The 24,564-nt window shown below is 33.1% G+C and carries 19 protein-coding genes; 14 read left to right on the forward strand and 5 right to left on the reverse strand.

From position 1 onward, the window contains the following. Positions 1–9 precede the first annotated feature (9 nt). From ABD935_RS07355 to ABD935_RS07370, 4 genes are read right to left on the reverse strand one after another with little or no spacing between them, the layout of a single operon-like run. Positions 10–1,107 carry an acyltransferase family protein gene (locus ABD935_RS07355; protein ID WP_345191121.1) on the reverse strand — a complete coding sequence of 366 codons (1,098 nt, stop codon included), beginning with the start codon at positions 1,105–1,107 and terminating at the stop codon, positions 10–12. 59 nt (positions 1,108–1,166) lie between these two features. Next, complete coding sequence (locus ABD935_RS07360) at positions 1,167–2,492, reverse strand: sugar MFS transporter (RefSeq protein ID WP_345191123.1); 1,326 nt, start codon at positions 2,490–2,492, stop codon at positions 1,167–1,169. Between the two features lie 23 nt (positions 2,493–2,515). Then, positions 2,516–3,244: a LytR/AlgR family response regulator transcription factor gene (locus ABD935_RS07365; protein ID WP_345191124.1), complete on the reverse strand. Its 729-nt coding sequence runs from the start codon at positions 3,242–3,244 to the stop codon at positions 2,516–2,518. Next, positions 3,241–4,281 carry a sensor histidine kinase gene (locus tag ABD935_RS07370; RefSeq protein WP_345191125.1) on the reverse strand — a complete coding sequence of 347 codons (1,041 nt, stop codon included), beginning with the start codon at positions 4,279–4,281 and terminating at the stop codon, positions 3,241–3,243. Before ABD935_RS07370 ends, ABD935_RS07365 begins: the two co-directional genes overlap by 4 nt. Positions 4,282–4,517: 236 nt before the next feature. Between ABD935_RS07370 and ABD935_RS07375 the strand changes: the two genes are divergently transcribed. The 8 genes from ABD935_RS07375 to ABD935_RS07410 all read left to right on the forward strand — a co-directional run bounded on the left by ABD935_RS07375 (position 4,518) and on the right by ABD935_RS07410 (position 18,681). After that, positions 4,518–7,532, forward strand: coding sequence for a TonB-dependent receptor domain-containing protein (locus tag ABD935_RS07375; RefSeq protein WP_345191126.1), 3,015 nt, complete (start codon positions 4,518–4,520; stop codon positions 7,530–7,532). 11 nt (positions 7,533–7,543) lie between these two features. Next, positions 7,544–9,130, forward strand: coding sequence for a RagB/SusD family nutrient uptake outer membrane protein (locus ABD935_RS07380; RefSeq protein WP_345191127.1), 1,587 nt, complete (start codon positions 7,544–7,546; stop codon positions 9,128–9,130). A gap of 98 nt (positions 9,131–9,228) precedes the next feature. Then, positions 9,229–11,157, forward strand: a complete 1,929-nt coding sequence (nagB, locus tag ABD935_RS07385) for a glucosamine-6-phosphate deaminase (RefSeq protein WP_425550207.1) — start codon at positions 9,229–9,231, stop codon at positions 11,155–11,157. Between the two features lie 10 nt (positions 11,158–11,167). Beyond that, complete coding sequence (locus tag ABD935_RS07390; RefSeq protein WP_345191129.1) at positions 11,168–13,213, forward strand: beta-N-acetylhexosaminidase; 2,046 nt, start codon at positions 11,168–11,170, stop codon at positions 13,211–13,213. A 15-nt stretch (positions 13,214–13,228) separates the two neighbouring features. Then, positions 13,229–14,077 (forward strand): N-acetylglucosamine kinase, encoded by an 849-nt coding sequence (locus ABD935_RS07395; protein WP_345191130.1) that lies wholly within the window; start codon positions 13,229–13,231, stop codon positions 14,075–14,077. A gap of 11 nt (positions 14,078–14,088) precedes the next feature. Beyond that, complete coding sequence (locus ABD935_RS07400) at positions 14,089–17,385, forward strand: VCBS repeat-containing protein (protein ID WP_345191132.1); 3,297 nt, start codon at positions 14,089–14,091, stop codon at positions 17,383–17,385. Continuing rightward, a complete protein-coding gene (locus ABD935_RS07405) occupies positions 17,378–17,704 on the forward strand; it encodes a hypothetical protein (protein ID WP_345191134.1) in 327 nt (108 codons plus the stop codon). The genes ABD935_RS07400 and ABD935_RS07405 overlap by 8 nt, the downstream gene beginning before the upstream one ends. Positions 17,705–18,477: 773 nt before the next feature. Beyond that, a complete protein-coding gene (locus ABD935_RS07410) occupies positions 18,478–18,681 on the forward strand; it encodes a PID-CTERM protein-sorting domain-containing protein (RefSeq protein WP_345191135.1) in 204 nt (67 codons plus the stop codon). A gap of 2 nt (positions 18,682–18,683) precedes the next feature. Here ABD935_RS07410 and ABD935_RS07415 read toward each other — a convergent pair whose 3' ends face one another. Next, on the reverse strand, positions 18,684–19,274 hold the full coding sequence (locus ABD935_RS07415) for a riboflavin synthase (RefSeq protein WP_345191137.1): 591 nt from the start codon (positions 19,272–19,274) through the stop codon (positions 18,684–18,686). A gap of 114 nt (positions 19,275–19,388) precedes the next feature. On the opposite strand from ABD935_RS07415, the gene pdxA reads away from it, so the two are divergent. From pdxA to accC, 6 genes are all read left to right on the forward strand, one after another. After that, a complete protein-coding gene (gene pdxA / locus ABD935_RS07420; protein WP_345191138.1) occupies positions 19,389–20,459 on the forward strand; it encodes a 4-hydroxythreonine-4-phosphate dehydrogenase PdxA in 1,071 nt (356 codons plus the stop codon). A gap of 106 nt (positions 20,460–20,565) precedes the next feature. After that, positions 20,566–21,105 carry a YceD family protein gene (locus ABD935_RS07425; RefSeq protein ID WP_345191140.1) on the forward strand — a complete coding sequence of 180 codons (540 nt, stop codon included), beginning with the start codon at positions 20,566–20,568 and terminating at the stop codon, positions 21,103–21,105. A gap of 9 nt (positions 21,106–21,114) precedes the next feature. Beyond that, positions 21,115–21,318, forward strand: a complete 204-nt coding sequence (rpmF, locus tag ABD935_RS07430) for a 50S ribosomal protein L32 (protein WP_345191141.1) — start codon at positions 21,115–21,117, stop codon at positions 21,316–21,318. Positions 21,319–21,502: 184 nt separating this feature from the next. After that, entirely contained in the window at positions 21,503–22,504 is a 1,002-nt protein-coding gene (locus ABD935_RS07435; RefSeq protein WP_345191142.1) for a beta-ketoacyl-ACP synthase III, read from the forward strand. 22 nt (positions 22,505–22,526) lie between these two features. Then, positions 22,527–22,997 (forward strand): acetyl-CoA carboxylase biotin carboxyl carrier protein, encoded by a 471-nt coding sequence (gene accB, locus ABD935_RS07440; RefSeq protein ID WP_345191144.1) that lies wholly within the window; start codon positions 22,527–22,529, stop codon positions 22,995–22,997. A 103-nt stretch (positions 22,998–23,100) separates the two neighbouring features. After that, positions 23,101–24,453 carry an acetyl-CoA carboxylase biotin carboxylase subunit gene (gene accC, locus ABD935_RS07445; protein ID WP_345191145.1) on the forward strand — a complete coding sequence of 451 codons (1,353 nt, stop codon included), beginning with the start codon at positions 23,101–23,103 and terminating at the stop codon, positions 24,451–24,453. Positions 24,454–24,564 lie beyond the last annotated feature (111 nt).

Consider the following 24,564-nt stretch of genomic DNA (forward strand, 5'->3'; position numbering starts at 1 on the left):
ACTCATTTTCTATACTTTTATAAATATCTTTCTCTTATACATTAAATAAGCCAGTGTTATATAGAACATTGTCACGGTAAGTCCATATAATAATGAAGAAAACTTAAGACTTACAAAATCTTGTATAAATACGGTATTATAAACCCGTGAATGGATATTACTATCTGCTCCAACTTGAGTTAAATACATAGATTTAGAGATGAAGCTTGACAAAAAATAAATAGTAATAGCGTTCATCCCAACATATTTAAAAACAGTTCCGAATTTATACTGCCTCATGTCTTTTAGATAATAGATAATAGCAAGAATCAAAGTACCCCAACCATTTGTTACCAAAACAAAACTACTACTCCAAATAGCTTTGTTTATTGGAAAGTAGATGTTAAAAATATATCCTAAAGCTAACAATCCAAAAGCTATAAAAAACAATAGTTTAATTTGAGCAAGTCCATCTAACAATTTACCTATTAAAACACCTGAAACACAGGTTGCAATTGCAGGAATTGTACTGATAACACCTTCTGGATCATAATCGGGTTGCCACATATGCTTTCCTAAAATATTTAAATCTATATAATTAGCCCAATTATTTGGAGCTCTATCAAAGGTTGGTGCTATATCGTTTGGATTTGGGAAAGGCATGTACCCAAGAAACAGCCAATATCCAAGTAAAATAAAAATTGAAATACCGAGTAAACTTTTCCAATTACAATTAAGATATAATACAGATGAAATAAAAAACACAATCCCTATGCGTTGAAGAACACCCGGAAATCTCATGGTTTCAAAATCTTGGATAAAAGGAAAATAAGGTAAAAATACATTTAGAAACAACCCTAAGCCTATAAGCTTTAAGCTCCTAATAGCTATCTTTTTATATGTTGATTTACTATTCGGTTTATTCTTGTAAGCGAAATAAATGGAGATTCCAACAATGAATAAAAAAAAAGGAAATATTAAATCGGTTGGTGTTAATCCATGCCATTCAGCATGTAATAGAGGTTCATATACATGGCTCCAATCGCCTGGAGTATTTACCAAAATCATAGCCATAATAGTAAACCCTCTTAAAATATCAACAGATTCGATACGTTTTGTTGTATTCATAAATGGAGTTCATTTTCTGAGACCTGTCAGGTTTTCAAAACCTGACAGGTCTATTTTAACTACGCTTTTTTCAATCCAACTTTATGTCCCCAAAACGCATAGTAAAGAATGATAATATAGCAAGGCAATAAAATCCAATACCCAAAAGAGGCCGCCTCTGCCATGGCATTCACTTCGTTTACACCACTTGCCAACAATCCTTCCTTTTTATTATCCACTAAAGCGCCGTATAAAGGCGGAAGAATAGCGCCACCAGAAATAGCCATAATCAATAATGCCGAAGCTGTTTTTGTAAATTTACCCAAACCTGTTAGTGCCAGTGGCCAAATGGCTGGCCAAACCAGAGCGTTTGCAATACCTAAAGCAGCAACGAATAGTACCGATGTAAAACCATTTGTAAATACTATACAGAATGACAATAAAATCCCTAAAACAGCACTTGCTTTTAAAGCTAAGGCTTGACTTATATATTTAGGGATTAAAAACACGCCTAAAGCATAAGTAGCCACCATGGCCATTAATGTAAATAAGGTGAAAAACTTAGCTTGCTCGACAGGAATATCAAGTGAAATTCCATATGAAATAATAGTATCCCCAGCAATAACCTCAACGCCTACATAAACAAACAGTGCTAAAACGCCCAGCCATAAATGTGGAAACTGAAAAATACTTGATTTTGTTTTTTCTCCAGATTTTTCTTCCTTAATTGGTTCTGCCTCTACATGTGGCAGAGGTGCTTTTCTAATTAAAATACCTAATAAAAACAACACAATTGCCATAACTATATATGGAGTTACAACACTATCTGCCATAGCATCTAATAAGCTGGCTTTTTCAGCATCATCTACAAGGATTAGTTTTTCTTTAATCCCATCTATTCCTGATAACAAAATGGCACCAAATATTACAGAACCTAATCCTCCTGCTACCTTATTTGCTATTCCCATAATAGCAATTCGCTTTGCTGCACTTTCAATAGGCCCTAAAATAGTTATGTAAGGATTTGAGGCTGTCTGTAATAAAGTCATACCAGTACCTTGTATAAAAATAGCTGTTAAAAACATCCAATAGGTTCTAGCTTCAGCAGCAGGGATAAAAACCAATGCTCCTATTGCCATTATTATTAATCCTAACGACATTCCCTTTCTATAACCAATTTTGTTTATAATATAAGAAGCTGGTAAAGCCATAACAACAAACGAAATATACGATGCAGATGCTACTAAATAGGACTGTGCATCGGTCAATTCATTTATGGTTTTCATAAATGGAATTAATGCACCGTTTATCCATGTAACAAATCCGAAAATAAAAAATAATCCAGCTATAATAAGTATAGGTATGAAGGTTTTGTTTTTTGAAGGTATTTCTTGAGTATTAGACATAATTATTTATGTTATTTTTATGGTTAGTTTTTATTTTCTTTATCGTCTTTAATATTAAATATGCGCTCTTTGGTTTGTTTTACATAATTGCGCCCTATCGGGATTTTTCTATTTGAAATTTCAACGGTATTACCTTCTAGGGCAATAACTTTATTGATTGAAATGGTATAAGACCGATGAATACGTATAAAATTTGATTGTGGTAATTCTTCGGTTATAGCAGTAAGCGATTTATGGACCACATAATCTCCTAAAGTAGTAATGACCTTAATATAATCTTTAAGGCTTTCTATATAAAGGATATCGTTTAGGTTTATTTTGATAAGCTTTTTATTGACTTTTAAAAAGATATGTGGTTCCTGCTGTAAACTAGCATCTGTTTTGATGCTACTAACATAAACCTGTTGATATACCTTATTTATGGTTTTTAAAAACCGATTGAAAGGAATTGGTTTTACCAAATAATCTAAAATATTAAGCTCGAAACTTTTAACGGCATATTCTCGATAGGCCGTTGTAATAACAATTAAAGGTTTGTAACTCAGGTTTTCTATAAATGAAAAACCCGTCATTTGGGGCATATTTATATCTAGAAAAATAAGGTCTATTTTTTCTTGCTCTAAAACACGATACGCCTTTAACGGATTATTAAATGTTTCAACAATTTCAATATGGTCAAAATTCTTTAAATGATTTTCAATCACAGAAATCGCTAGGGGCTCATCATCGATAATAATGCACTTAATTTTCATTTGACAGGAATTTTTAAGAACAGGTTATAGGTATCTCCTTCAATTTTAGAGTCTAAAATAAAATCGTTTGAAAACAGTAATTTCAATCGTCGTTTAGCATTTTCGTTACCAATACCTAGGCTATCTTCTTGCGAGGCTTTTGGCTTAAAATTATTGACTAAAGTAAATTCTAAATAGCCATTGTTCAAAACATCAAAACTCATATTAATCTTTAATTTGTCGTTTTCTTTCATACCATGTTTAAAACAATTTTCAACAAAAGAAAGCAATAACAAAGGAGGTACATAAACGTCTTCAATATCTCCGGTAATATCAATTTCAGCATCCACTCTATCTTCAAACCGAAGGCGTTCAATATCAATAAAATTATTTATATGGTTTATTTCCTTCAATAAGCTTGCTTTAGAGCTTTTTACTTCATACAAAATATATTGCATCATATCGGATAACTTAATAACCAATCGTGGCGCATTATCTGATTTGTTTAGAGTTAGAGCATATAAATTATTTAAAGTATTAAAAAAGAAATGAGGCTGTATTTGAGTACGTAAATACTTAAGCTCCGTGCTCATTTGAAGTTTTGCCAAATCTTCACTTCTTCGTTTTTCTATAGACCAATCTATAACGAGCTTAATAGCAGAAGCAAATCCAATTACATATAATTCACCTAGTACCACGGCTATTATATGATTTAATTCCAAAAAATTTGCTGGATCTTCGGCCTCAGGCCAAATGTCTTCTGTAACCAAAAGGTAATTAAGGCCCGTTCTAACAAGATATACCAAAGCTAACATAAGGACTAACGATAAAACATAAGTCCAATATTTTTTCCGAAGTATAAATTTAGGAATCAAATAATAGACATTTATATATACTATTATAATATGAATTGGAAATTCCACTAAATTAGATTTCAATGAATACCAGTAATCATCAAAGTAACTTCCCCATCTCACAACATTAAAAAGGAAGTAGCCCAACCAAAATATCACATGATATTTGATGGGAATTGTATCGCCTATTTTCTTGTTAAACAATGAAATGATTCTTAAGTTTAAACAGATTTTTTTATTAAAACCTTATTAATTTAGAGCAATTTTAGTGATATATTCATTAACTAGCAATTAATTTGACTATTGTTTATTTAGGTAAAATCACTTATCGAACATAAAATGTTGTCTGTGTGTAAAACCATGTCGTTTATATAATTTTTTTTAAAACTATTTTGATAATGAATAGTTTGGCTCAACTTAAAACTCAAAATAATCAAATTATGAAAAAAAATTTACGAACACTATTCTTGTTTTCTTTCTTATTATTGACTGTACAAATAAGTTTTGCGCAGGAATTAGAGATTACAGGAACAGTAACCTCCAAAGCAGATGGCATTCCCCTTCCTGGAGTTAATGTTATTGTACAAGGAACCACTAATGGTGCCCAAACAGATTTTGATGGGAATTATTCAATAACCGCCTCCGTTGGTGATGTATTAAATTTTTCTTATGTAGGCATGACAACTATTCAGATTACTATTGGCGACTCCAATGTTATTAACGTACAATTAGAAGAGGACGCTGAGCAACTTAACGAAGTTGTAGTAACCGCACTAGGCATCAAGAAAACGAGAAAATCTTTAACGTATGCTGCGCAAGACATTGATGCAGATGAGTTAAACAAGGTTAAGCAAACGAACCCTATTAATAGTTTATCGGGTAAAGTAGCTGGTGTTGCTATTTCACGTAGTTCATCGGGTGCCGGTGGATCTGTTAAAGTAACATTAAGAGGAAACTCTTCTATAGGGAGCAATCAACCACTTTATGTTGTTGATGGGGTGCCATTATCTAATCCCACATCTAGCCAACCAACACTAACTTTTGGTGATATTAGCGGTGGTAATCGAGATGGCGGTGATGCTTTAGCATTAATAAATCCAGATGATATTGAATCTTTAACGGTACTTAAAGGCGCATCTGCATCTGCATTATATGGTAGTGCTGGTTTAAACGGTGTTATATTAATCACTACTAAAAAAGGAAAATCTGGAAGTTTTAAAGTTGATTTCTCATCAAACATAACGGTTGATAGCGCAGCTTATACTATGGATTTTAATGATACTACACAAGATAATATTGACGATTTTTTAAATACTGGTATTACTACTATTAACTCAATATCTGCATCTGGTGGAACTGAAAATGCACAAACGTATTTTTCTTACAGTAACACATTCGCAGAAGGCGTATTGCCAACAAATGAGTTAAAGCAGCATACCTTTAATGTTAGAGAAACTGCTAAGTTTTTTGATGGTAAAGTAACTGCAAATGCTAGTGTAATGGCATCTACGCAAAACATAAAGAACAGACCAGTTTCTGGATTGTATTTTAATCCGCTTGTTGGTGCTTATGCTTTTGAGTCTGCTACAGAAAGTTTATCTGATTATTCAAATTTTGAAGCTTTAGATCCTAATAGAAATATTATGGCTCAACGTTGGTTTAGAGGCACATCTGATATTGAACAAAACCCATATTGGGTAATAAACCGTAATGCCAGTAAAGATGTTAATAATAAATTGGTGGCCTCTTTAAATTTGAATTTCAAGATAAATGATTGGTTATCACTTCAAACTAGAGGAACTTATGATAAGTCTCAATTTAGCTTCGAAAAAAAGATTTATGCTACAACTGAGGCCACTTTAGCGCCTTTAAATGGTAGATATATTGTAAATGAAACTGATTTCACACAATTATATGGCGATGTTATTGCAAATATTAACACCCAAATTAATGAGACCACCTCTCTTTCAGCAATAGTAGGAACAAGTACAACACGTAATACTACAGAGTCCTTAGTTGCAGATTCTGGAACTAATGGTGGTTTGCAATTTGCAAATGTATTTTCATACCAAAACTTTAATGGTAACCCTTCAGTTAATTTTACTCAAAATTCTTTAGAAACTAGAGTTAACTCTGTGTTTGCAAGTGCAACAATAGGCTTTAATGATAGAATCTTTGTTGATTTAACAGCAAGAAATGACTGGACTTCTACTTTGCCAGCAGCAAACAATTCATTCTTTTACCCATCTGTAGGTGTAACAGGTGTTTTAAGTGAATTATTTGAATTACCAGAAAGTATATCATTTGCTAAATTAAGAGCATCTTATGCAGAAGTAGGGAATGGTTTTGCTGCAGATCAAATAACCCCTGACGAGACCATTATTTTTGGTGGTGGCGGTATAAATCCACTAAGCCCTATCAAACCTTTCCCAGGTTCTACACCTAAACCGGAAAGACAAAAATCTTTTGAAATTGGTACGGAATGGAAATTTAATAATAATAGAGTTGGTTTTGATATAGGATACTATAACACTAAAACAGTAGATCAGTATTACGCTTTTTCAACTTCTGCATCTATTATTGGGGCGCCACAAGCTTACTTAAATTCAGGAGAAATTTCAAATTCAGGTCTGGAGATTTCGGCTTTCGCTATTCCAATTCAAAAAGAAGATTTCAAATGGACAACAAACGTAAACTTTGCTTCAAATAAAAACAAGATTGTAAAAATCTATAATGGTCAAGTATTAGAAGGTTTAATAGAACCTGAGTTCTTTACGCTTTCGGCTAAAGGTGTAAATACATTTGGATCATACTTAGTTGAAGGTGGTTCTTTTGGAGATATTTATGCTCAAGTTGTAAGACGTAATGCAGATGGCTTACCAATTATAGAAGGTGATGCTGTAATAGCAAACGATGATAATACAATTGATGGTTTAACAAAAGTAGGAAACGCTAACCCAGATTTTACTTTAGGTTGGAACAACTCTTTTGAGTATAAAAACTTTACTGTAGATTTCTTAATTGACGGGAAATTTGGTGGCGAGACTATGAGTATGACAGAAGCTATTGTTGAAGGGTTTAGTAACAACTCAGCTAGAGAAACTTCAAATGGCACTGTAAATGTACAAGTCGATGGTGCTGCTACTACAATATCTGCACAAGATTATTATGGAAAAGTAGGTGGTAGAAATGGATTTACGGGAGAATATGTTTATAGCGCAACTAATGTTAGATTAGCAGAATTTGCTTTAGGATATAACTTCAACCTTGCAGAAAATTCATTCTTTTCAAGAATTAAAGCTTCTTTGGTAGGAAACAATTTATTTTTCTTCTATAAAGATGCACCACATGATCCTAATCTATCTCTAAGTACAGGGAATTCGTTACAAGGCGTAGATGTTTTAGCGCTTCCATCAACAAGAAGCATAGGTCTGAACCTTAATTTAACATTCTAAAAAAAATTAAAATGATGAAAAATATAAGTAAAATATTAGCATGTTTAGTTGTATTGGGTCTAGTTAGTACATCGTGTAGTGATTTAGAACAATTTAACGAAAACGATAGAAATATTACACAAGAGCAGTTGGAGGTTGACTTCCAACATGTAGGCTCAAAATACAGACCTATTTTTGAGAGTATTTACCAATATACTCCAGCATGGTCTTACCAATTACAGCAAAATTTGAATGCTGATGTATTTTCAGGTTATCAAACGCCACCAAGACCATTTGTGTCTGGTGCAAACAATACAACTTACAACTTAGTAAGTGGTTGGAATGGTTTTATTTGGGATGTACCTTATTCTAATGTTATGAATAACGTACAAACAATTAGTGACTTAACAAAAGATGATTTTCCAACATTTCATGGTACAGCATTAATTTTAAAAGTTGCAGCAATGCATCGCGTAACAGATGTTTTTGGACCTATAGTGTACACTAACTTTGGAGACTTATCAAACGCTGGGGTCTATGACTCTCAACAAGAAGTTTATAATGCCTTTTTTGTAGATTTAGATACAGCAGAAGCTAACCTTATGGCTAATATTGATAGCCCAAGATTTACAGCTTTTGATTTATCCTATGATGGAGATTACGCACAATGGGTAAAATTAGCAAATTCATTACGATTGCGTTTAGCTATCCGAATCTCTAAAGTAGATCCTGCTAAAGCTAAAGCTGAAGGAGAGAAAGCTTTAAGTCAAAGCTTAGGTGTTATGGAAGCAAATACAGATAGTTTCTTTGTAAATAGTGCTTTAGATCACCCGCTACAAACCATTGATAATTCTTGGGGAGATATTAGAATGAATGCTTCTATGGAATCTATATTAGTTGGATACAATGACCCTAGAGGTAATGCTTATTTTGATAATTCTGTAGCTACTGGAGACCTTAAAGGTGTAAGAGGTGGTTTACCATTATTACCAGGTTACGCAGATGAATTAGCTCAAAAAGCTGATTATATTAATTATTCTGCACTTAATGATAATATTCATACCTCAAGTGTACAATTAATGACTGCCGCAGAAGTAGCTTTCTTAAAAGCTGAAGCAGCATTAAGAGGTTGGGCAGGAGCAGGAGATGCGCAAGCAAACTATGAAACAGGAATTCAATTATCATTCGATCAACATGGTGTTAGTGGAGCTGCTGGTTATACAGCAGATAACTCATCTACTTTTATAGATTATGTCGATACAATCAACCCTGTAAATAATATCGCAGCATTAAGTGATGTAACTATTGCTTGGGCTGACGCTGCAAGTGATGAAGAACGATTAGAAAAAATAATCACTCAAAAATGGATTGCCATGTTTCCAGAAGGACAAGAGGCTTGGAGCGAATTTAGACGTACAGGTTACCCTAAAATTTTCCCAGTAGCTAGCAACCAAAGTGGCGGTACAGTTGATACCGATATACAAATTAGGAGAATTCCATTTGTAGATAGTGAGCTTTCAACAAATCCAGATGGTGTTTTAGGCGCAGTCTCTAAACTTGGAGGTGCTGATAATGCTGGAACTCGCCTATGGTGGGACACTGGAGCGCCAAATTTTTAATAATGAAGTTGAAATTAGTTTAGTTTAGTTTGATGTTATGCAAACGGAAGATTTAGGTTTTCCGTTTGCTATAACAAAATTATTAACCACAAAATAATATTACCGTGAAAATTGCAAGCCATAAAAATATAGCCTACACACAAGCAGGAAAGTTTGAAGAAACACGTTTTGAAAAAATACACAATATTATTTTCAAAGATTCCAAGGAGGCTTCAATTCTTGTTGCTCAAGAAATTGCTGATTTGGTAAGGGAAAAAGAAAGTCAAAATAAACCTTGCGTTTTAGGCTTGGCTACTGGCTCTTCGCCTATTAAGGTTTATGAAGAGTTAATTAGAATACACCAAGAAGAAGGCTTAAGTTTTGCAAACGTCATTACGTTTAACCTAGATGAGTACTACCCTATGGATAAAAGTAACATTCAAAGTTATTTTTATTTCATGCACGAACACCTATTTAATCATATTGATATTTTACCTGAAAACATCAACATACCAAACGGAAAGGTTAGGAGCGAAGATTTATACCAATCCTGCATTGATTACGAAATGAAAATTAAGGCCGTTGGCGGATTAGATTTTCAACTATTAGGTATTGGTAGAACGGGTCATGTTGGTTTTAACGAGCCTGGATCGCATCTTAATTCGGGCACTAGAAGCATTACTCTAGACCATATTACACGTGTAGATGCCGCACCTGCATTTTTAGGGATTGATAATGTGCCAAGAAAAGCCATTACTATGGGAATAGGCACTGTACTAGCTGCCAAACGCATAGTCCTTTTAGGTTGGGGAGCGAATAAGGCCGAAATTCTTAAAGAAACCATTGAAGGCGAAATAACTTCCGAAGTTCCAGCAACATATTTACAACATCACAATAACACCACATTTATTATAGATGAAGGTGCATCCTCGGAATTAACAAGAGTAAAAACACCTTGGTTAGTAACCTCTTGTGTTTGGGATGAACCTTTAAAATTGAAGGCCGTAGTTTGGCTTTCTGAGCTTTTAAACAAGTCTATTTTAAAATTAACTGATAAGGATTATAATAATAATGGTATGTCCGGTCTTCTTACTGAAGAGGGAACAGCTTACGATTTAAACATAAAAATGTTTAACAAGTTGCAGCATACTATTACGGGATGGCCAGGTGGAAAACCAAACGCAGACGATTCTAACAGACCAGAGCGCGCCAATATCCCGAAAAAACGTGTGATTATATTTAGCCCGCACCCTGATGACGATGTTATCTCTATGGGGGGTACATTTGATAGATTGGTAGAACAAGGACACGATGTGCATATTGCCTACCAAACCTCAGGAAATATTGCGGTTTCAGATGAAGAAGCGTTAAAATTTGCTGAAATAACCCAAACACTTTGTCCTGATTGTGAAGAAACACAAAGCATTATCAATTTTCTAAAACTTAAAACAGAAAATGATATTGACTCAAATGAAGTACGACAATTAAAAGGATTAATAAGACGAAGTGAATCATTAGCAGCCACAAGATATTTAGGTCTTAACGATGAAAACGTTCATTTTCTTGATTTGCCTTTTTATGAGACAGGCACCATTAAAAAGAATAATATTTCTGATGATGATGTTAATATCATGTGTAGTTTAATTGAAAATATAAAACCACATCAAATTTATGCCGCAGGAGATTTAGCAGACCCACACGGCACGCATAAAGTGTGTTTAGATGCCTTGTTTATAGCATTAGAGCAATTAAAACATAACAAATACATGGATGATTGCTGGGTTTGGTTATACCGTGGTGCATGGCACGAATGGGAATCCTACCAAATTGAAATGGCGGTTCCTATGAGCCCAGATCAAGTCCTTAAAAAACGACATGCCATTTTTTATCACCAATCACAAAAAGACGGGGTTATGTTCCAAGGTGGAGATTCTCGTGAATTTTGGGTACGTGTTGAAGATAGAAATAGATTAACAGCTAAAAAATATAATGATTTAGGATTGGCAGATTATGCAGCCATAGAAGCTTTTAAGCGCTATCACTTTTAAAAAACCTGAAATGAAAAAAATTCTATTGCTTTTAATTCTATGTAATGTCTTTAGCGGGCAATTGGTTTCTCAAAATGAGTTATCACAGACATTTAATTTGATGCCTTGGCCTAAAGATATTAAAGAAAACCCTGCTAAGTTTATTATTAATAGCGACGTTACGATCTCATTAAGTCCTTATAATAGAGGGCGAGTTCGTAATGCCGCTGTTAATTTTTTAAGGCGTTTAAGCAATAGAACTGGAGTGTTTTTAAATGAAGGATTTCCTACAACAGATAAAAAAGGCAGTATTCATATAACGTTTAGCACCATTGCTAAACTAGGTATTAAAAATGACGAATCTTATGCGCTCAATGTAAATAATACTTCTATAACTATAACCGCCAAAACAGACGTTGGTGCCATTAGAGGTTTAGAAACGCTGCTTCAACTAACACAAAACAACGAAAGCCATTATTTTTTCCCAGGGATTACCATCAACGATGCGCCAAGATTTGTTTGGCGTGGGTTAATGATTGACGTTTCAAGACATTTTCAGCCCATTCATGTTTTAAAACGAAATTTAGATGCTATGGCTTCTGTTAAAATGAATGTCTTTCATTGGCACTTAACCGATGACCAAGGATTTAGATTTGAATCTAAAGTATATCCAAAACTTCATGAATTAGCTTCAGATGGATTATACTACACACAAGAACAAGTTAAAGATTTGGTGGCTTATGCTGATAATTTAGGGATTCGTGTTATTCCTGAGTTTGATGTTCCTGGTCATGCTTCAGCTATTCTAACCGCTTATCCAGAATTAGGAAGCAAAGATGGATATGAATACCATATTGAACGATTTTCCGGAGTCTTTGACCCCACTTTAAATCCTACAAAAGATATTACCTATGAATTCTTAGAAAATTTATTCAAAGAAATCACGCCACTTTTTCCAGACACTTATTTTCATATTGGAGGCGATGAAAACGAAGGTAAACATTGGGATGAAAACATAGATATTCAAAAATTCAAAAATCAAAACAGTTTACAAACCAATCACGATTTACAAACCTATTTTAATATTAAGCTTGAAAAAATCCTTAATAAATTAGGTAAAAAGCTAATGGGCTGGGATGAAATAATGACGCCTAATATGCCTACAACCGCTGTAATACATTCATGGCGAGGCGAAAATGAGGGACTTCCAAATGGTGGTTCTTTAATAGCTGCTGCTAAAAAAGGCTATCAAACCGTACTTTCCAACGGCTATTATATTGATAGAATGTTGCCAATAGAACATCACTACACTGTAGACCCTATAGGAAATGCACAACTAACTGAAGCCGAGCAATCTCGTATTTTAGGTGGAGAAGCGACGATGTGGAGTGAATTGGTTACACCACTAACGATAGACTCTAGAATATGGCCCAGAACGGCAGCTATAGCAGAACGCTTTTGGTCACCGCAAAACATCAATAATGTTGATGACATGAAAAAACGCCTTAAAAAGGTGTCTTTTCATTTAGAAGAATTAGGGCTAACACATATTAAAAATAGAGATGTTATTTTAAGAAGTATGACTAACAATCAAGATATTACTGCGCTTATAACGTTGTCAAAAATTTGCGAACCTTTAAAAATATATGCTAGGAATAAGGATGGGATAGAATATAAAACGTATTCTTCTTTTATGCTATTTGCCGATGCTTGTGTTGTTAATGCCACAGATGCTTCAGCTTTCAACCATACTGTAATTAGTTTTATTAATGATGAAAACAATACGAATAAGGTTTTGTTTTACTTGAATAATTGGGCAAAAAATCATGATAACTATATGAAGCTTGAAAAAAATCCTAAAATTCAACCTCTAGAAAGTTTATCAAAAAACCTTTCCGAAGTATCACTTTTACTCTCAAATGCTATTCAAAGCAAAAGTATTTCAACTGAAAACCTCAACGCAGTTAAAAATCATATTGAAATTTTAAACAATCCTTTAGTAGATGTTGAGGTCGTTATCATAGATACATTAAAAGCATTGACTGCTTATTGCGAAACAAAATATTTATCGAACTAATACCATTTTAAAAACATGATTTTAATAGCAGATAGCGGTTCTACCAAATGTGATTGGATTCTTTGTGATAACTCAGGAAAAGCACCAATTAGAATAAAGACTAAAGGGCTTAACCCGGCTATTTTGTCTAAAAAAGAATTCTCTGAGATTTTAAACAAAAGTGAAGCCCTAAATGAATATAAAGATATAGTAACAAACATTCATTTTTTCGGAGCTGGTTGTGGCACAAAAAAGAGTCAAAATAAAGTAAATAAAATATTAGAGTCCTATTTTCAAAATGCTAAATCTGAAACAAGCGAAGATACCATGGCCGCTATTATGGCTACAACAAAAGAGCCTGCGGTAGTTTGTATTTTAGGTACAGGTTCTAATTGTTGCTATTATGATGGGAAAACAGCACATTTAAAATCTCCGGCTTTAGGTTATGTTTTAATGGACGAAGGCAGTGGTAACTACTTTGGCAAAGAACTTTTAAAAACCTATTATTATAAACAAATGCCTAAAGAGTTAAGACTTCTGTTTGAGAAGGACTATAATTTAAAAGAAAAAGAAGTCGTTAAAAAATTATACAAATCCCCAACTCCAAATAAATATTTAGCAGAATTTGCTCGCTTCTTATTTAAAAATGAAAACCATCCTTTTATAAAACAATTAATAATGGGAGGCATGAACACCTTTGTTAATAATCATATTTCATTATATAACCAAGAATTAAAAACGGTTCCGTTACATTTTGTAGGCTCTATAGCATATTATGCACAAGATTATATACAGCTAGCCCTTAGTAAAAAAGGTTTGAAAGCATCTAGCTTTATTAAAAGCCCGATTGATAATATAATTAAGCAACAAAGTACGATTAACTAATATTTAAGATTGTGAAGGCACAGATTAAAAATTTATTATCTCCAATCAAAGCATTTTTATGCTTACTTTTTGTGATATTCTGTGCTTGTGAAAACCCAAAGGAAATAGAAAACTTAACGTTATTCGACTTAATTGAAAATCAACATAGTAATATTCATTTTAAAAATGTTGTAAAAGAAGACCTTTATTTTAACTTTATAAACTACTCTTATATTTATAATGGTGCTGGGGTTGCTGTGGGCGATATTAATAATGACGGTCTTCAAGATTTATATTTTTCATCCAATCAAAGTTCAAATAAATTATACTTAAACAAAGGTGATTTTAAGTTTGAAGATGTAACATTGAAAGCAAATGTTTCTGATGAAGTAGGTTGGACTACTGGTGTTACCATGATTGATATTAACAATGATGGTTGGTTGGATATTTATGTATGCAAATCAGGGTCTTTAAAAAGCCATGAGCTTAGAAAAAACAAATTATTTTTAAATCATAAAGATAATACGTTTAAAGAAGTCGCTGCAGATTATGGATTAGACCATTTTGGTTTTTCAACTCAGGCTTATTTTTTTGACTATGATGATGATACTGATTTGGATATGTATTTGGTTAATCATCGTCAAGACTTTCAAAATAACACGAGTATAAACCCCATAGTTCAAAACCAAAAAGAGCCCTATAATTCCGACCAATTATTTAGAAATGATAATGGCAAATTTACAAATGTTACCACCCGTGCTGGAGTAGAAAATAAAGCGTGGGGTTTAAGTGCTTCTATAGGCGATTTTAACAATGATAATCTTCCAGATATATTTGTGGCTAACGATTTTTTAGAGCCTGATTTTTTATATATCAATCAAGGTGATGGCACTTTTAAGGACGAAGCTTTACTACGGTTTAAGCACATTTCTTCTAATAGTATGGGGTCTGATTATGTAGATATAAACAACGATTTAAAACCCGACTTGATTGTTCTGGACATGCTTGCAGAAGACCATATTCGTAGTAAACAAAATATGGCGACCATGAGTACCAATAATTTTAACTTATTGGTTGATAGCGGATATCATCATCAATATATGTCTAATATGCTTCAGCTTAATAATGGCAATGGCACTTTTAGTGAGATTGGACAATTGTCTGGAATAGCCAAAACAGACTGGAGTTGGGCGCCATTAGTAGCAGATTTCAATAACGATGGTTATAATGATTTGTTTGTAACCAATGGTATTGAAAATGACCTTTCTAATCAAGATTTCAGGAATCAGATGAAAACCAATATCCGAAATCGCAAAAAAGTATCTTTAGATGAAGCCATAAATATGATGCCATCTACTAAATTGAGTAACTATATATTTCAAAACAATAAAGATTTAACCTTTAAAAACAGGACACAAGATTGGGGTTTCGATAAAAAAATGAATTCAAGCGGTGCTGTTTATGCCGATTTAGATAATGATGGGGATTTAGATATTATTTTAAATAATCAAGGCGAAGAAGCTTCAATTTATAAGAATAATGCTATTAATAATTTTATCACATTCAAATTAGAAGGTTCTAAAAAAAACATAAATGGTATTGGAACTACGGTTCAGGTATTTGCTGAAAACTTACAACAATCAAAAACCCTATTTCTCAGTAGAGGTTACCAATCGTCCGTTTCAAATAGCTTACACTTTGGATTAGGAGACGTTAGCAAAATAGATAGTATTTCCGTGTTGTGGCCAGATAATAAACATCAAATAATCAAAAATTTAGAAGTTAATAAAACTATAACCATTTCGTATAAAAATGCAAATCATATATCTAATTCAAGTTCAAAACCTAAAGCCTTTTTTAAAAATATTGAACCCTCAGAATTAGGAATAAATTTTACGCAAAAAGAAAATAATTTTAACGATTTTGATTTGCAATTGTTACTACCCCAAAAACAATCTGAAAAGAGTTCGCCTATGGCAGTTGGCGATATTAATAACGATGGCTTAGATGATTTTTTTGTTGGAAATGCTAAAGAAGCAGCGGGCTCCCTTTATGTTCAAAAACCCAATGGAACGTTTATAGAAACCAATCAAAATCTATTCCATTTAGACCGTGGTTTTGAAGATACCGATGCTCAATTTGTTGATATTGACAACGATAATGATTTAGACTTATATGTAACTTCGGGAGGTTACGAAACTCCAGAAAACAGCAAGCTACTCCAAAATAGATTGTACTTAAATAATGGCAAAGGATTCTTTAAAAAAACGAAGTTGTTTGAAAGTTTAAGTCAAACCAAAAAGGCTGTGTTTTCAGACTATGATCAAGATGGTGATCAAGATGTCTTTCTTTCAGGTGGTGTTAAACATGGCAAGTATCCGTTATCACATAAACCCTATTTATTAGAAAATAAAGAAGGCAAATTTAAGGATGTTACTGCCGAAAAAATCAATGATTTGTCCAATATTCAGATGATTAATGATGCCCTTTTTTCCGATTATGATCATGATGGGGATTTAGACTTAATCATGGTTGGCGAGTGGATGCCTATACTATTTTATGAGAATATAGATAATACATTTTCTAAAAAGAACATTTCGGGATTAACAAACTATAATGGTTGGTTCCAAACCATTAAAGAAGCTGATATTAATCATGATGGTTTAACTGATTATCTAATCGGAAACTGGGGAAATAACAATAAATTTCATCCAACAGAAAAAAACCCACTACATATTTATGCCGATTACTTTGATGAAAATGAGACTTTCGACGTTGTTTTGAGTAAGGTCTCTAAAACAGGAGATTTAATTCCAGTACGCGGCAAAGAATGTTCATCGCAACAAACCCCATTTATAAATAATAAACTAAAGACCTATAAAGACTTTTCGCTATCAACCTTACCCGATATATATGGGGCAGATAAACTTGAAAAAGCCTATCATTTTCAAGTCCAAAATTTTTCCTCAATACTGTTAAAAAATAAAGGTCAAGGCGGCTTTGAAATTGAAAAGCTACCTAACCAAGCCCAATTTAGTCCAACCGTAAGTTTTGAAGTTCATGACATCAATAACGATGGGTATTTAGATGTTTTTGGCGTTGGAAACATATTTGATGCTGAGGTAGAAACTATTCGTTATGATGCTTCAAAAGGGTATGTCTTGTTAGGCAACAAAACAACAGGTGCACTGGATTATAGTAATGATTCCAGTTATTTTAATGATGGTGAAGCAAAAGCTGTCAAAAAAATTATAATTAACAAGAAAGTGCATTTTATTGTTCTGAATAAAAACAACACTCTTAAAATATTAAAACTCAATAATGAATAAAGAAAGTTCTTTTATAGAAACAAAATCTTACTATGAATTAACACATACAGAATCTATTCCGAGCAAGGCATTATATGAAAAATTCCTGAATTGGGTAAGTGGTGAGTTTGAACTTTATTTACAAGAAAGATTAAATGGGTTACAAATATTTTATCCAGGAGGTTTTTTTTATATTACTGAAACAGAGAGAAGCAGGGATGTTATTTATTTTAAAATAATAGTTAAAAATAAGTATAAGCAAAAAGGTGTTCAAATTAACAACCAGATATTCGGCATTTTAGATCATGTAATAAAACTGAAAAGACCTTCTATGTCTTAAAAGCCTTAATGCAGATGTGGAGGATATCGGACTCGAAACGATCGCCTCTACGCTGCCAACGTAGCGTTCTAGCCAAATGTGCTAATGCCTCATATTTTGGTAAAAAATTCTCTATTACGCTTTACAACACAAAACATATCAGGCTTATGAGATTCAAAATGCAATAAAAACGCTTTCAAACGTGGTAGCTTTTTTAGTTTTAGAGGTATTTCTTATTAAAGACTTTAAATCCTTATTTAAATGAAAATGGACTTCATTATTGATGGTATGGTGTTTTAGCCAATAAAAAATCTATAGTGGCTTTAAATTTTTCCTCTTGCATTATTGAATATATAGTGTAAACAAAACTATAGAATGATATAGTAGATAGTATTCTACAAATAATTTTTTTTAAGTTGTATCAATTTTATAATATCTAGTTTAACTTGTAAATAACAAGTGAACTGATAAAATTGCACTTATAGATGATTTTAAAAAGTTTATCGATTAAACGCGATCACTATCTTGATAAGAGACTATGGCATAAATGTTTAGAGTCAATCTAATTTTTTTGGTTCGAAAGAAATTATATATATTTGCTTTGTTAATGAAAAACGAGGGGTTTTTTTTAGTCAGATATACTTTTTTAATAATAAAGAAGTTATTCTTTTATGTAAAATAAAATTACAAAATATGTGTTTCGTCGATTTTTTCAGCGTTTCGCAGATGTTTTTTGCTGAATAAAAAGTATAAATATTTTGTAAACTCTCTTTTTTTCATACATTTGTTACCCCATGACCATACAAAATAAAAGAATATTTGCCTCAATCTTATTTGTATTAATAAGTGTTGTATGTACTGCTCAAGGTTCTATACCACCACCACCTGGGCCACCACCACCACCTGGTTTTCCTATTGATGGAGGTCTTCTATTTGGTATGATTTTCGCGTTATTTTATGGTGTTAAAAAATTAGTGTTTCCAACAAACAATAATTAAGATTACTTCTTAAGTTCTATAAGTTTAGCCACATATTTTCCTAAAACATCAAATTCTAAATTTACAATAGTACCAACTTTAAAGGTGTTAAAATTTGTATACTTATAAGTATAGGGTATAATAGCTACACTAAAGGTGTCTCTTTTTGAATTTACAACTGTTAAGCTAGTGCCATTTACAGTAATAGAACCTTTTTCAATGGTTATGTTATTTAGTTTTGAATCATAATTAAAAGTAAAAACCCAACTACCATTTTCTTCAACGATATTAGTGCAAGTAGCAGTTTGGTCAACATGGCCCTGCACAATATGGCCATCAAGCCTGTCGCCTAATTTCATGGCACGTTCAAGATTTACTTTATCGGTAATCTTTAAATGACCTATACTCGTTTTATCTAAAGTTTCTTTAATGGCTGTTACGGTATACTCATCGTTATCTATTGCAACAACCGTTAAACAAACCCCGTTATGAGCAACACTTTGGTCTATTTTTAATTCTGAAGTGATAGTACTTTTAATTGAGATATGAAGGTTGCCAAGATCTTCTTTTAAATTTGAAACGACACCAATATCTTCAATAATTCCGGTAAACATATTATTATCTGTTTATTTAGTTAAATTTGCCATACCAAATGAATATCAAAATAAGTTATTGTATTTGTTTCTTTGGTAGAAAATCAAAATTACAAACAAAAGTTGTCTTTTTTAATGAAGCAAGCAGAAAATATAATAGTAGGAATATCTATAGGAGATTTAAATGGTATTGGTGGGGAAATTGTTTTAAAAACGTTTGAAGACCCAAGAATGTTAGATTTTTGTACACCTGTAATTTTTGCTTCGGCAAAAGTCATGATGTTTTATAAGTCTTATTTTAAATCTGAAATCAATTTTCATGGCATAAACAGCATGAATCAATTGGCTATCGGAAAAGTAAATGTATTTAACTGTTGGAATGAGCCAGTAAAAATTGAGTTTGGTGTAGAAGACATTAAAATAGGGACTTATGCCATAAAATCCCTAGAAGCAGCAACCAAAGCTTTAAAGAATAATGACATTCATGTTTTGGTAACAGCACCAATAAACAAACATAATATTCAGTCGGAAGATTTTAAATTCCCAGGCCATACCGATTATTTAGCACAAGAACTTGAAGGTGAAAGCTTAATGTTTATGGTAACAGATACGCTAAGAGTTGGTTTGCTAACAGACCATGTACCCGTTAAAGATGTTTCAATTCATATTACTCCAGAATTAATTGAACAAAAAATAAACACAGTTTATGATTCTCTTAAAAAGGATTTTAAAATACAGAAACCAAAAATTGCTGTTTTAGGCATTAACCCACATACTGGTGATAATGGTGTTATTGGGAGTGAAGATGATGACGTTTTAAGGCCCACACTTCAAAAAATAAAAGAAGCTGGAAAATTGGTTTATGGACCTTATGCTGCCGATAGTTTTTTTGGGTCGGATAATTATAAAAATTTTGATGCTATTATTGCTTCGTATCACGATCAAGGTTTAATACCTTTTAAAACATTGTCATTTGGTCAAGGCGTTAATTTTACAGCTGGGTTAAATAAAGTAAGAACTTCACCAGACCATGGCACCGCTTATGAGATTGCTGGAAAGGGTGTGGCCGACGAAAACTCCTTTAAAGAAGCTGTTTTTACTGCCATCCAAATATTTAAAAATAGGTTTGGTTATGAACAACTAACAGCTAATCCTCTAAAAAAATCCCCAAGAAACCAGCGTCGTAAAGGCTTGAAACCTAGTTAAGATATATAATAAACAAGCAATTAAAGATATAAACAAAAAAATGTTTATAAGTACTGTAGCGTAAATAAAAATTCATATATTTGCAGGCTCAAAATATGTTGTGATAATGAAGCCATTGAAAGAGTTTACAATTCCATTTGTAGGGCTAAAGGTAGCAAAGCATCAATTTGAGTATAAAGTAGAGCAAGCGTTCTTTGAACATTTTGAGTATGAAGATTTTAACGATGTAAATATTACAGTTAGTGTTGAATTAGAAAAAAAGACAACATTACTAGAATTTCATTTTAAAATTTCTGGATGGGTTAATGTGAATTGTGATTTAACTAACGAACCTTATAATCAAGCCATTGAAAATGAATTTGATTTGGTTGTTAAGTTTGGCGATGCATATAATGATGAACATATTGATATCCTTATTCTGCCACATGGTGATTATGAAGTTAATATACAGCAATATATATATGAATTAACCATACTAGCTGTACCAGTAAAACGCATTCATCCTGGAGTAGAGGATGGCACATTAGATTCAGATATACTTGAAAAATTAGAAGAATTAAGCCCTGGGCTTAAAGAAAGTAAAGACAAAGAAGAGGACATTGATCCTCGTTGGAATACATTAAAGAAATTATTAACGGATAAATAAAAATATAAAATGGCACATCCTAAAAGAAAAATCTCGAAAACAAGAAGAGATAAAAGAAGAACACATTACAAAGCAACTGCGCCACAGATTGCTACATGCCCAACAACTGGGGAACCACATTTGTATCACAGAGCACACTGGCATGAAGGAAAACTTTATTACAGAGGTCAAATTTTAATTGATAACTCAGAAGAAGTAGAAAACGTAGCATAAATAAATTATGCATGCATATATTAAAACGCTCATTTATGAGCGTTTTTTTTATGAAATACTTTTTCTAGATGACAAAAACATGTAATTTGCATGTTATTACGTCAAAATTTAGTAGTTTTCGAAAAATTTTGAACGTTTTTGTCCAATATTTTAATAATTTTTTGGTCCAATTAACTATAAAGTTATGAGTAAAATCTCAGCAGCGATTACAGCTGTAGGCGCATATGTGCCAGAATATGTATTAACCAATCAAATCCTTGAAACGATGGTTGATACTAATGACGAATGGATTACCAGTAGAACGGGGATTAAAGAACGTCGAATTCTTAAAGACGAAGGAAAAGGAACATCATATTTGGCTATTAAAGCAGCCGAAGACCTTATAAACAAAAAAGGTATTGATCCCAAAGATATAGAGCTTGTTATTGTTGCAACAGCAACTCCAGATATGAAAGCGGCTTCAACAGCATCGTTTACTGCTTCTGAAATTGGAGCTACAAATGCATTTTCGTTTGATATGGATGCCGCATGTTCTAGCTTTTTATATGGTATGTCTGTAGCTGCTAGTTATATTGAATCAGGACGCTATAAAAATGTATTACTTATAGGAGCAGATAAGATGTCTTCTATAATTAATTATAAAGACAGAGCCACTTGTATTATTTTTGGTGATGGAGCAGGAGCTGTTTTATTTGAACCTAATGAAGAAAATTTAGGACTTCAAGATGAATATCTAAGAAGCGACGGTACCGGAAGAGCGTTTTTACAAGCCACTTACGGAGGGTCTTCTTATACGCTTACTCCAGAAGCTATGGAAAAAGGAGGGCAATATGCATTTCAAGAAGGTAGGACTGTATTTAAAAATGCTGTATTTAATATGGCTGATGCTACTGCTAAAATATTAGAACGTAATAATTTGACTAAAGATTCTGTTGATTGGCTTGCTGCACATCAAGCAAACAAACGTATTATTGATGCCACAGCTCAACGAATAGATTTAGAAGAACATAAAGTGATGATGAATATCCAAAAATACGGAAATACAACATCGGCAACCTTGCCATTACTTATAAACGATTATGAATCTCAACTCAAAAAAGGCGATAATATTATATTTGCTGCTTTTGGAGGCGGATTTAATTGGGGAGCCATTTATTTAAAATGGGCTTATAATTCAAAAAACTAACCACTAACTAATTAGCAAAATTATGGATATAAAAGAAATTCAAAACTTAATTAAGTTTGTTGCCAAATCTGGTGCGAGTGAGGTTAAATTGGAAATGGATGATATCAAAATTACCATTAAAACAGGGTCAGAGCAAGAGGGTACTGCAGTACATTATGCACCAGTTCCAGCTCCAGTGCCACCAGTTGCAGCAACTCCTGCTGCTGCTGCTTCAGATGCAGTTGCACCAACTGCTGTTACTGAAGATTCAAAATATATTACAATCAAATCGCCAATAATTGGTACGTTCTATAGAAAACCATCACCAGACAAACCATTATTTGTTGAGGTAGGACAAACTATAGCAGAAGGCGATGTACTATGTGTTATCGAAGCTATGAAACTGTTCAATGAAATAGAATCTGAAGTTTCAGGAAAGATAGTTAAAATATTAGTTGACGATGCTTCACCGGTAGAATTCGATCAACCACTATTTTTAGTAGACCCATCATAACCTATTAAAAATTCCAATATCTAAATCCTGATAACTATCGGGACTCAAAATCCAATATTCGGAATTTGGCGATTGGAATTTGTAATTTTTAATTCAAAAAGGTATGTTTAAAAAAATATTGATTGCCAATAGAGGGGAAATAGCATTGCGTGTTATTAGAACCTGTAAAGAAATGGGGATTAAAACAGTGGCTGTTTACTCTACTGCAGATGCAGAAAGTTTGCATGTTAAATTTGCAGATGAAGCGGTTTGCATAGGACCTCCTGCAAGTAGCGAGTCTTACTTGAAAATGTCTAATATTATATCGGCTGCAGAAATTACTAATGCAGACGCGATTCACCCAGGATATGGTTTTTTATCAGAAAACGCTAAATTCTCAAAAATCTGTGAAGAGCATGGCATAAAATTTATTGGTGCTTCTCCAGATATGATTGACCGTATGGGAGATAAGGCTAACGCCAAAGAAACCATGAAAGCTGCTGGCGTACCTTGTGTACCGGGAAGTGATGGTGTAATTGAAACTTTTGAAGATTGCCAAAGAATAGCTAAAGAGACCGGTTACCCTGTAATGCTTAAAGCATCTGCAGGTGGCGGAGGTAAAGGTATGCGTGGTGTTTTTAAACCAGAAAACCTTAAAGATGCTTGGGATTCTGCAAGACAAGAATCTAGAGCTGCATTTGGGAATGATGATATGTACATGGAAAAACTTATTGAGGAACCAAGGCATATTGAAATTCAAATTGTGGGGGATTCTCGAGGTAAAGCTTGTCATTTATCAGAAAGAGATTGTTCTATTCAGCGTCGTCATCAAAAATTGACAGAAGAAACGCCATCACCATTTATGACGAATGCACTTCGTAAAAAAATGGGAGATGCTGCTGTAAAAGCATCAGAATATATTAAGTATGAAGGTGCTGGAACGATTGAGTTTTTAGTTGATAAAAATCGTAACTTCTACTTTATGGAAATGAATACGCGTATTCAAGTAGAACACCCAATTACAGAACAAGTTATAGATTTTGACTTAATTCGTGAGCAAATTTTAGTAGCTGCAGGTGTTCCAATTTCTGGAAAAAATTATACACCAAAGTTACATTCTATAGAATGTAGAATAAATGCAGAAGACCCATTTAACGGATTTAGACCATCACCAGGTGTTATTACAACACTACATGCTCCAGGAGGTCATGGCGTGCGTTTAGACACTCATGTTTACGCTGGGTATGCGATTCCGCCAAACTATGATTCTATGATCGCTAAGTTAATTACAACGGCGCAAACCAGAGATGAAGCTATCAATAAAATGAAACGTGCTTTGGACGAGTTTGTAATAGAAGGTATTAAAACTACCATTCCTTTCCATAGACAATTAATGGATCATCCAGATTATTTAGCAGGTAATTATACCACTAAATTTATGGAAGATTTTGTCTTACAAAAGCAAATAGAAGAATAAATTGAAATCTCCGAAAGTAATTTCGGAGATTTTTTTTGTTAGGCACTTTCAGAAGTAAGTCCAAAAACTATTCATTTTTAAAAAGGATTGGAGTATTATTCATATTTCTTC

Source organism: Algibacter agarivorans, assembly GCF_039543245.1.
GTDB lineage: Bacteria > Bacteroidota > Bacteroidia > Flavobacteriales > Flavobacteriaceae > Algibacter_G > Algibacter_G agarivorans.

What these genes read in the sequence shown, in the direction of transcription:
- ABD935_RS07355 (WP_345191121.1), bottom strand. Translation starts at nt 1,107, where the DNA reads ATGAATACAACAAAACGTATCGAATCTGTTGATATTTTAAGAGGGTTT.
- ABD935_RS07360 (WP_345191123.1), bottom strand. Translation starts at nt 2,492, where the DNA reads ATGTCTAATACTCAAGAAATACCTTCAAAAAACAAAACCTTCATACCT.
- ABD935_RS07365 (WP_345191124.1), bottom strand. Translation starts at nt 3,244, where the DNA reads ATGAAAATTAAGTGCATTATTATCGATGATGAGCCCCTAGCGATTTCT.
- ABD935_RS07375 (WP_345191126.1), top strand. Translation starts at nt 4,518, where the DNA reads ATGAAAAAAAATTTACGAACACTATTCTTGTTTTCTTTCTTATTATTG.
- ABD935_RS07380 (WP_345191127.1), top strand. Translation starts at nt 7,544, where the DNA reads ATGATGAAAAATATAAGTAAAATATTAGCATGTTTAGTTGTATTGGGT.
- ABD935_RS07390 (WP_345191129.1), top strand. Translation starts at nt 11,168, where the DNA reads ATGAAAAAAATTCTATTGCTTTTAATTCTATGTAATGTCTTTAGCGGG.
- ABD935_RS07395 (WP_345191130.1), top strand. Translation starts at nt 13,229, where the DNA reads ATGATTTTAATAGCAGATAGCGGTTCTACCAAATGTGATTGGATTCTT.
- ABD935_RS07405 (WP_345191134.1), top strand. Translation starts at nt 17,378, where the DNA reads ATGAATAAAGAAAGTTCTTTTATAGAAACAAAATCTTACTATGAATTA.
- ABD935_RS07410 (WP_345191135.1), top strand. Translation starts at nt 18,478, where the DNA reads ATGACCATACAAAATAAAAGAATATTTGCCTCAATCTTATTTGTATTA.
- ABD935_RS07415 (WP_345191137.1), bottom strand. Translation starts at nt 19,274, where the DNA reads ATGTTTACCGGAATTATTGAAGATATTGGTGTCGTTTCAAATTTAAAA.
- pdxA (WP_345191138.1), top strand. Translation starts at nt 19,389, where the DNA reads ATGAAGCAAGCAGAAAATATAATAGTAGGAATATCTATAGGAGATTTA.
- ABD935_RS07425 (WP_345191140.1), top strand. Translation starts at nt 20,566, where the DNA reads ATGAAGCCATTGAAAGAGTTTACAATTCCATTTGTAGGGCTAAAGGTA.
- rpmF (WP_345191141.1), top strand. Translation starts at nt 21,115, where the DNA reads ATGGCACATCCTAAAAGAAAAATCTCGAAAACAAGAAGAGATAAAAGA.
- ABD935_RS07435 (WP_345191142.1), top strand. Translation starts at nt 21,503, where the DNA reads ATGAGTAAAATCTCAGCAGCGATTACAGCTGTAGGCGCATATGTGCCA.
- accB (WP_345191144.1), top strand. Translation starts at nt 22,527, where the DNA reads ATGGATATAAAAGAAATTCAAAACTTAATTAAGTTTGTTGCCAAATCT.
- accC (WP_345191145.1), top strand. Translation starts at nt 23,101, where the DNA reads ATGTTTAAAAAAATATTGATTGCCAATAGAGGGGAAATAGCATTGCGT.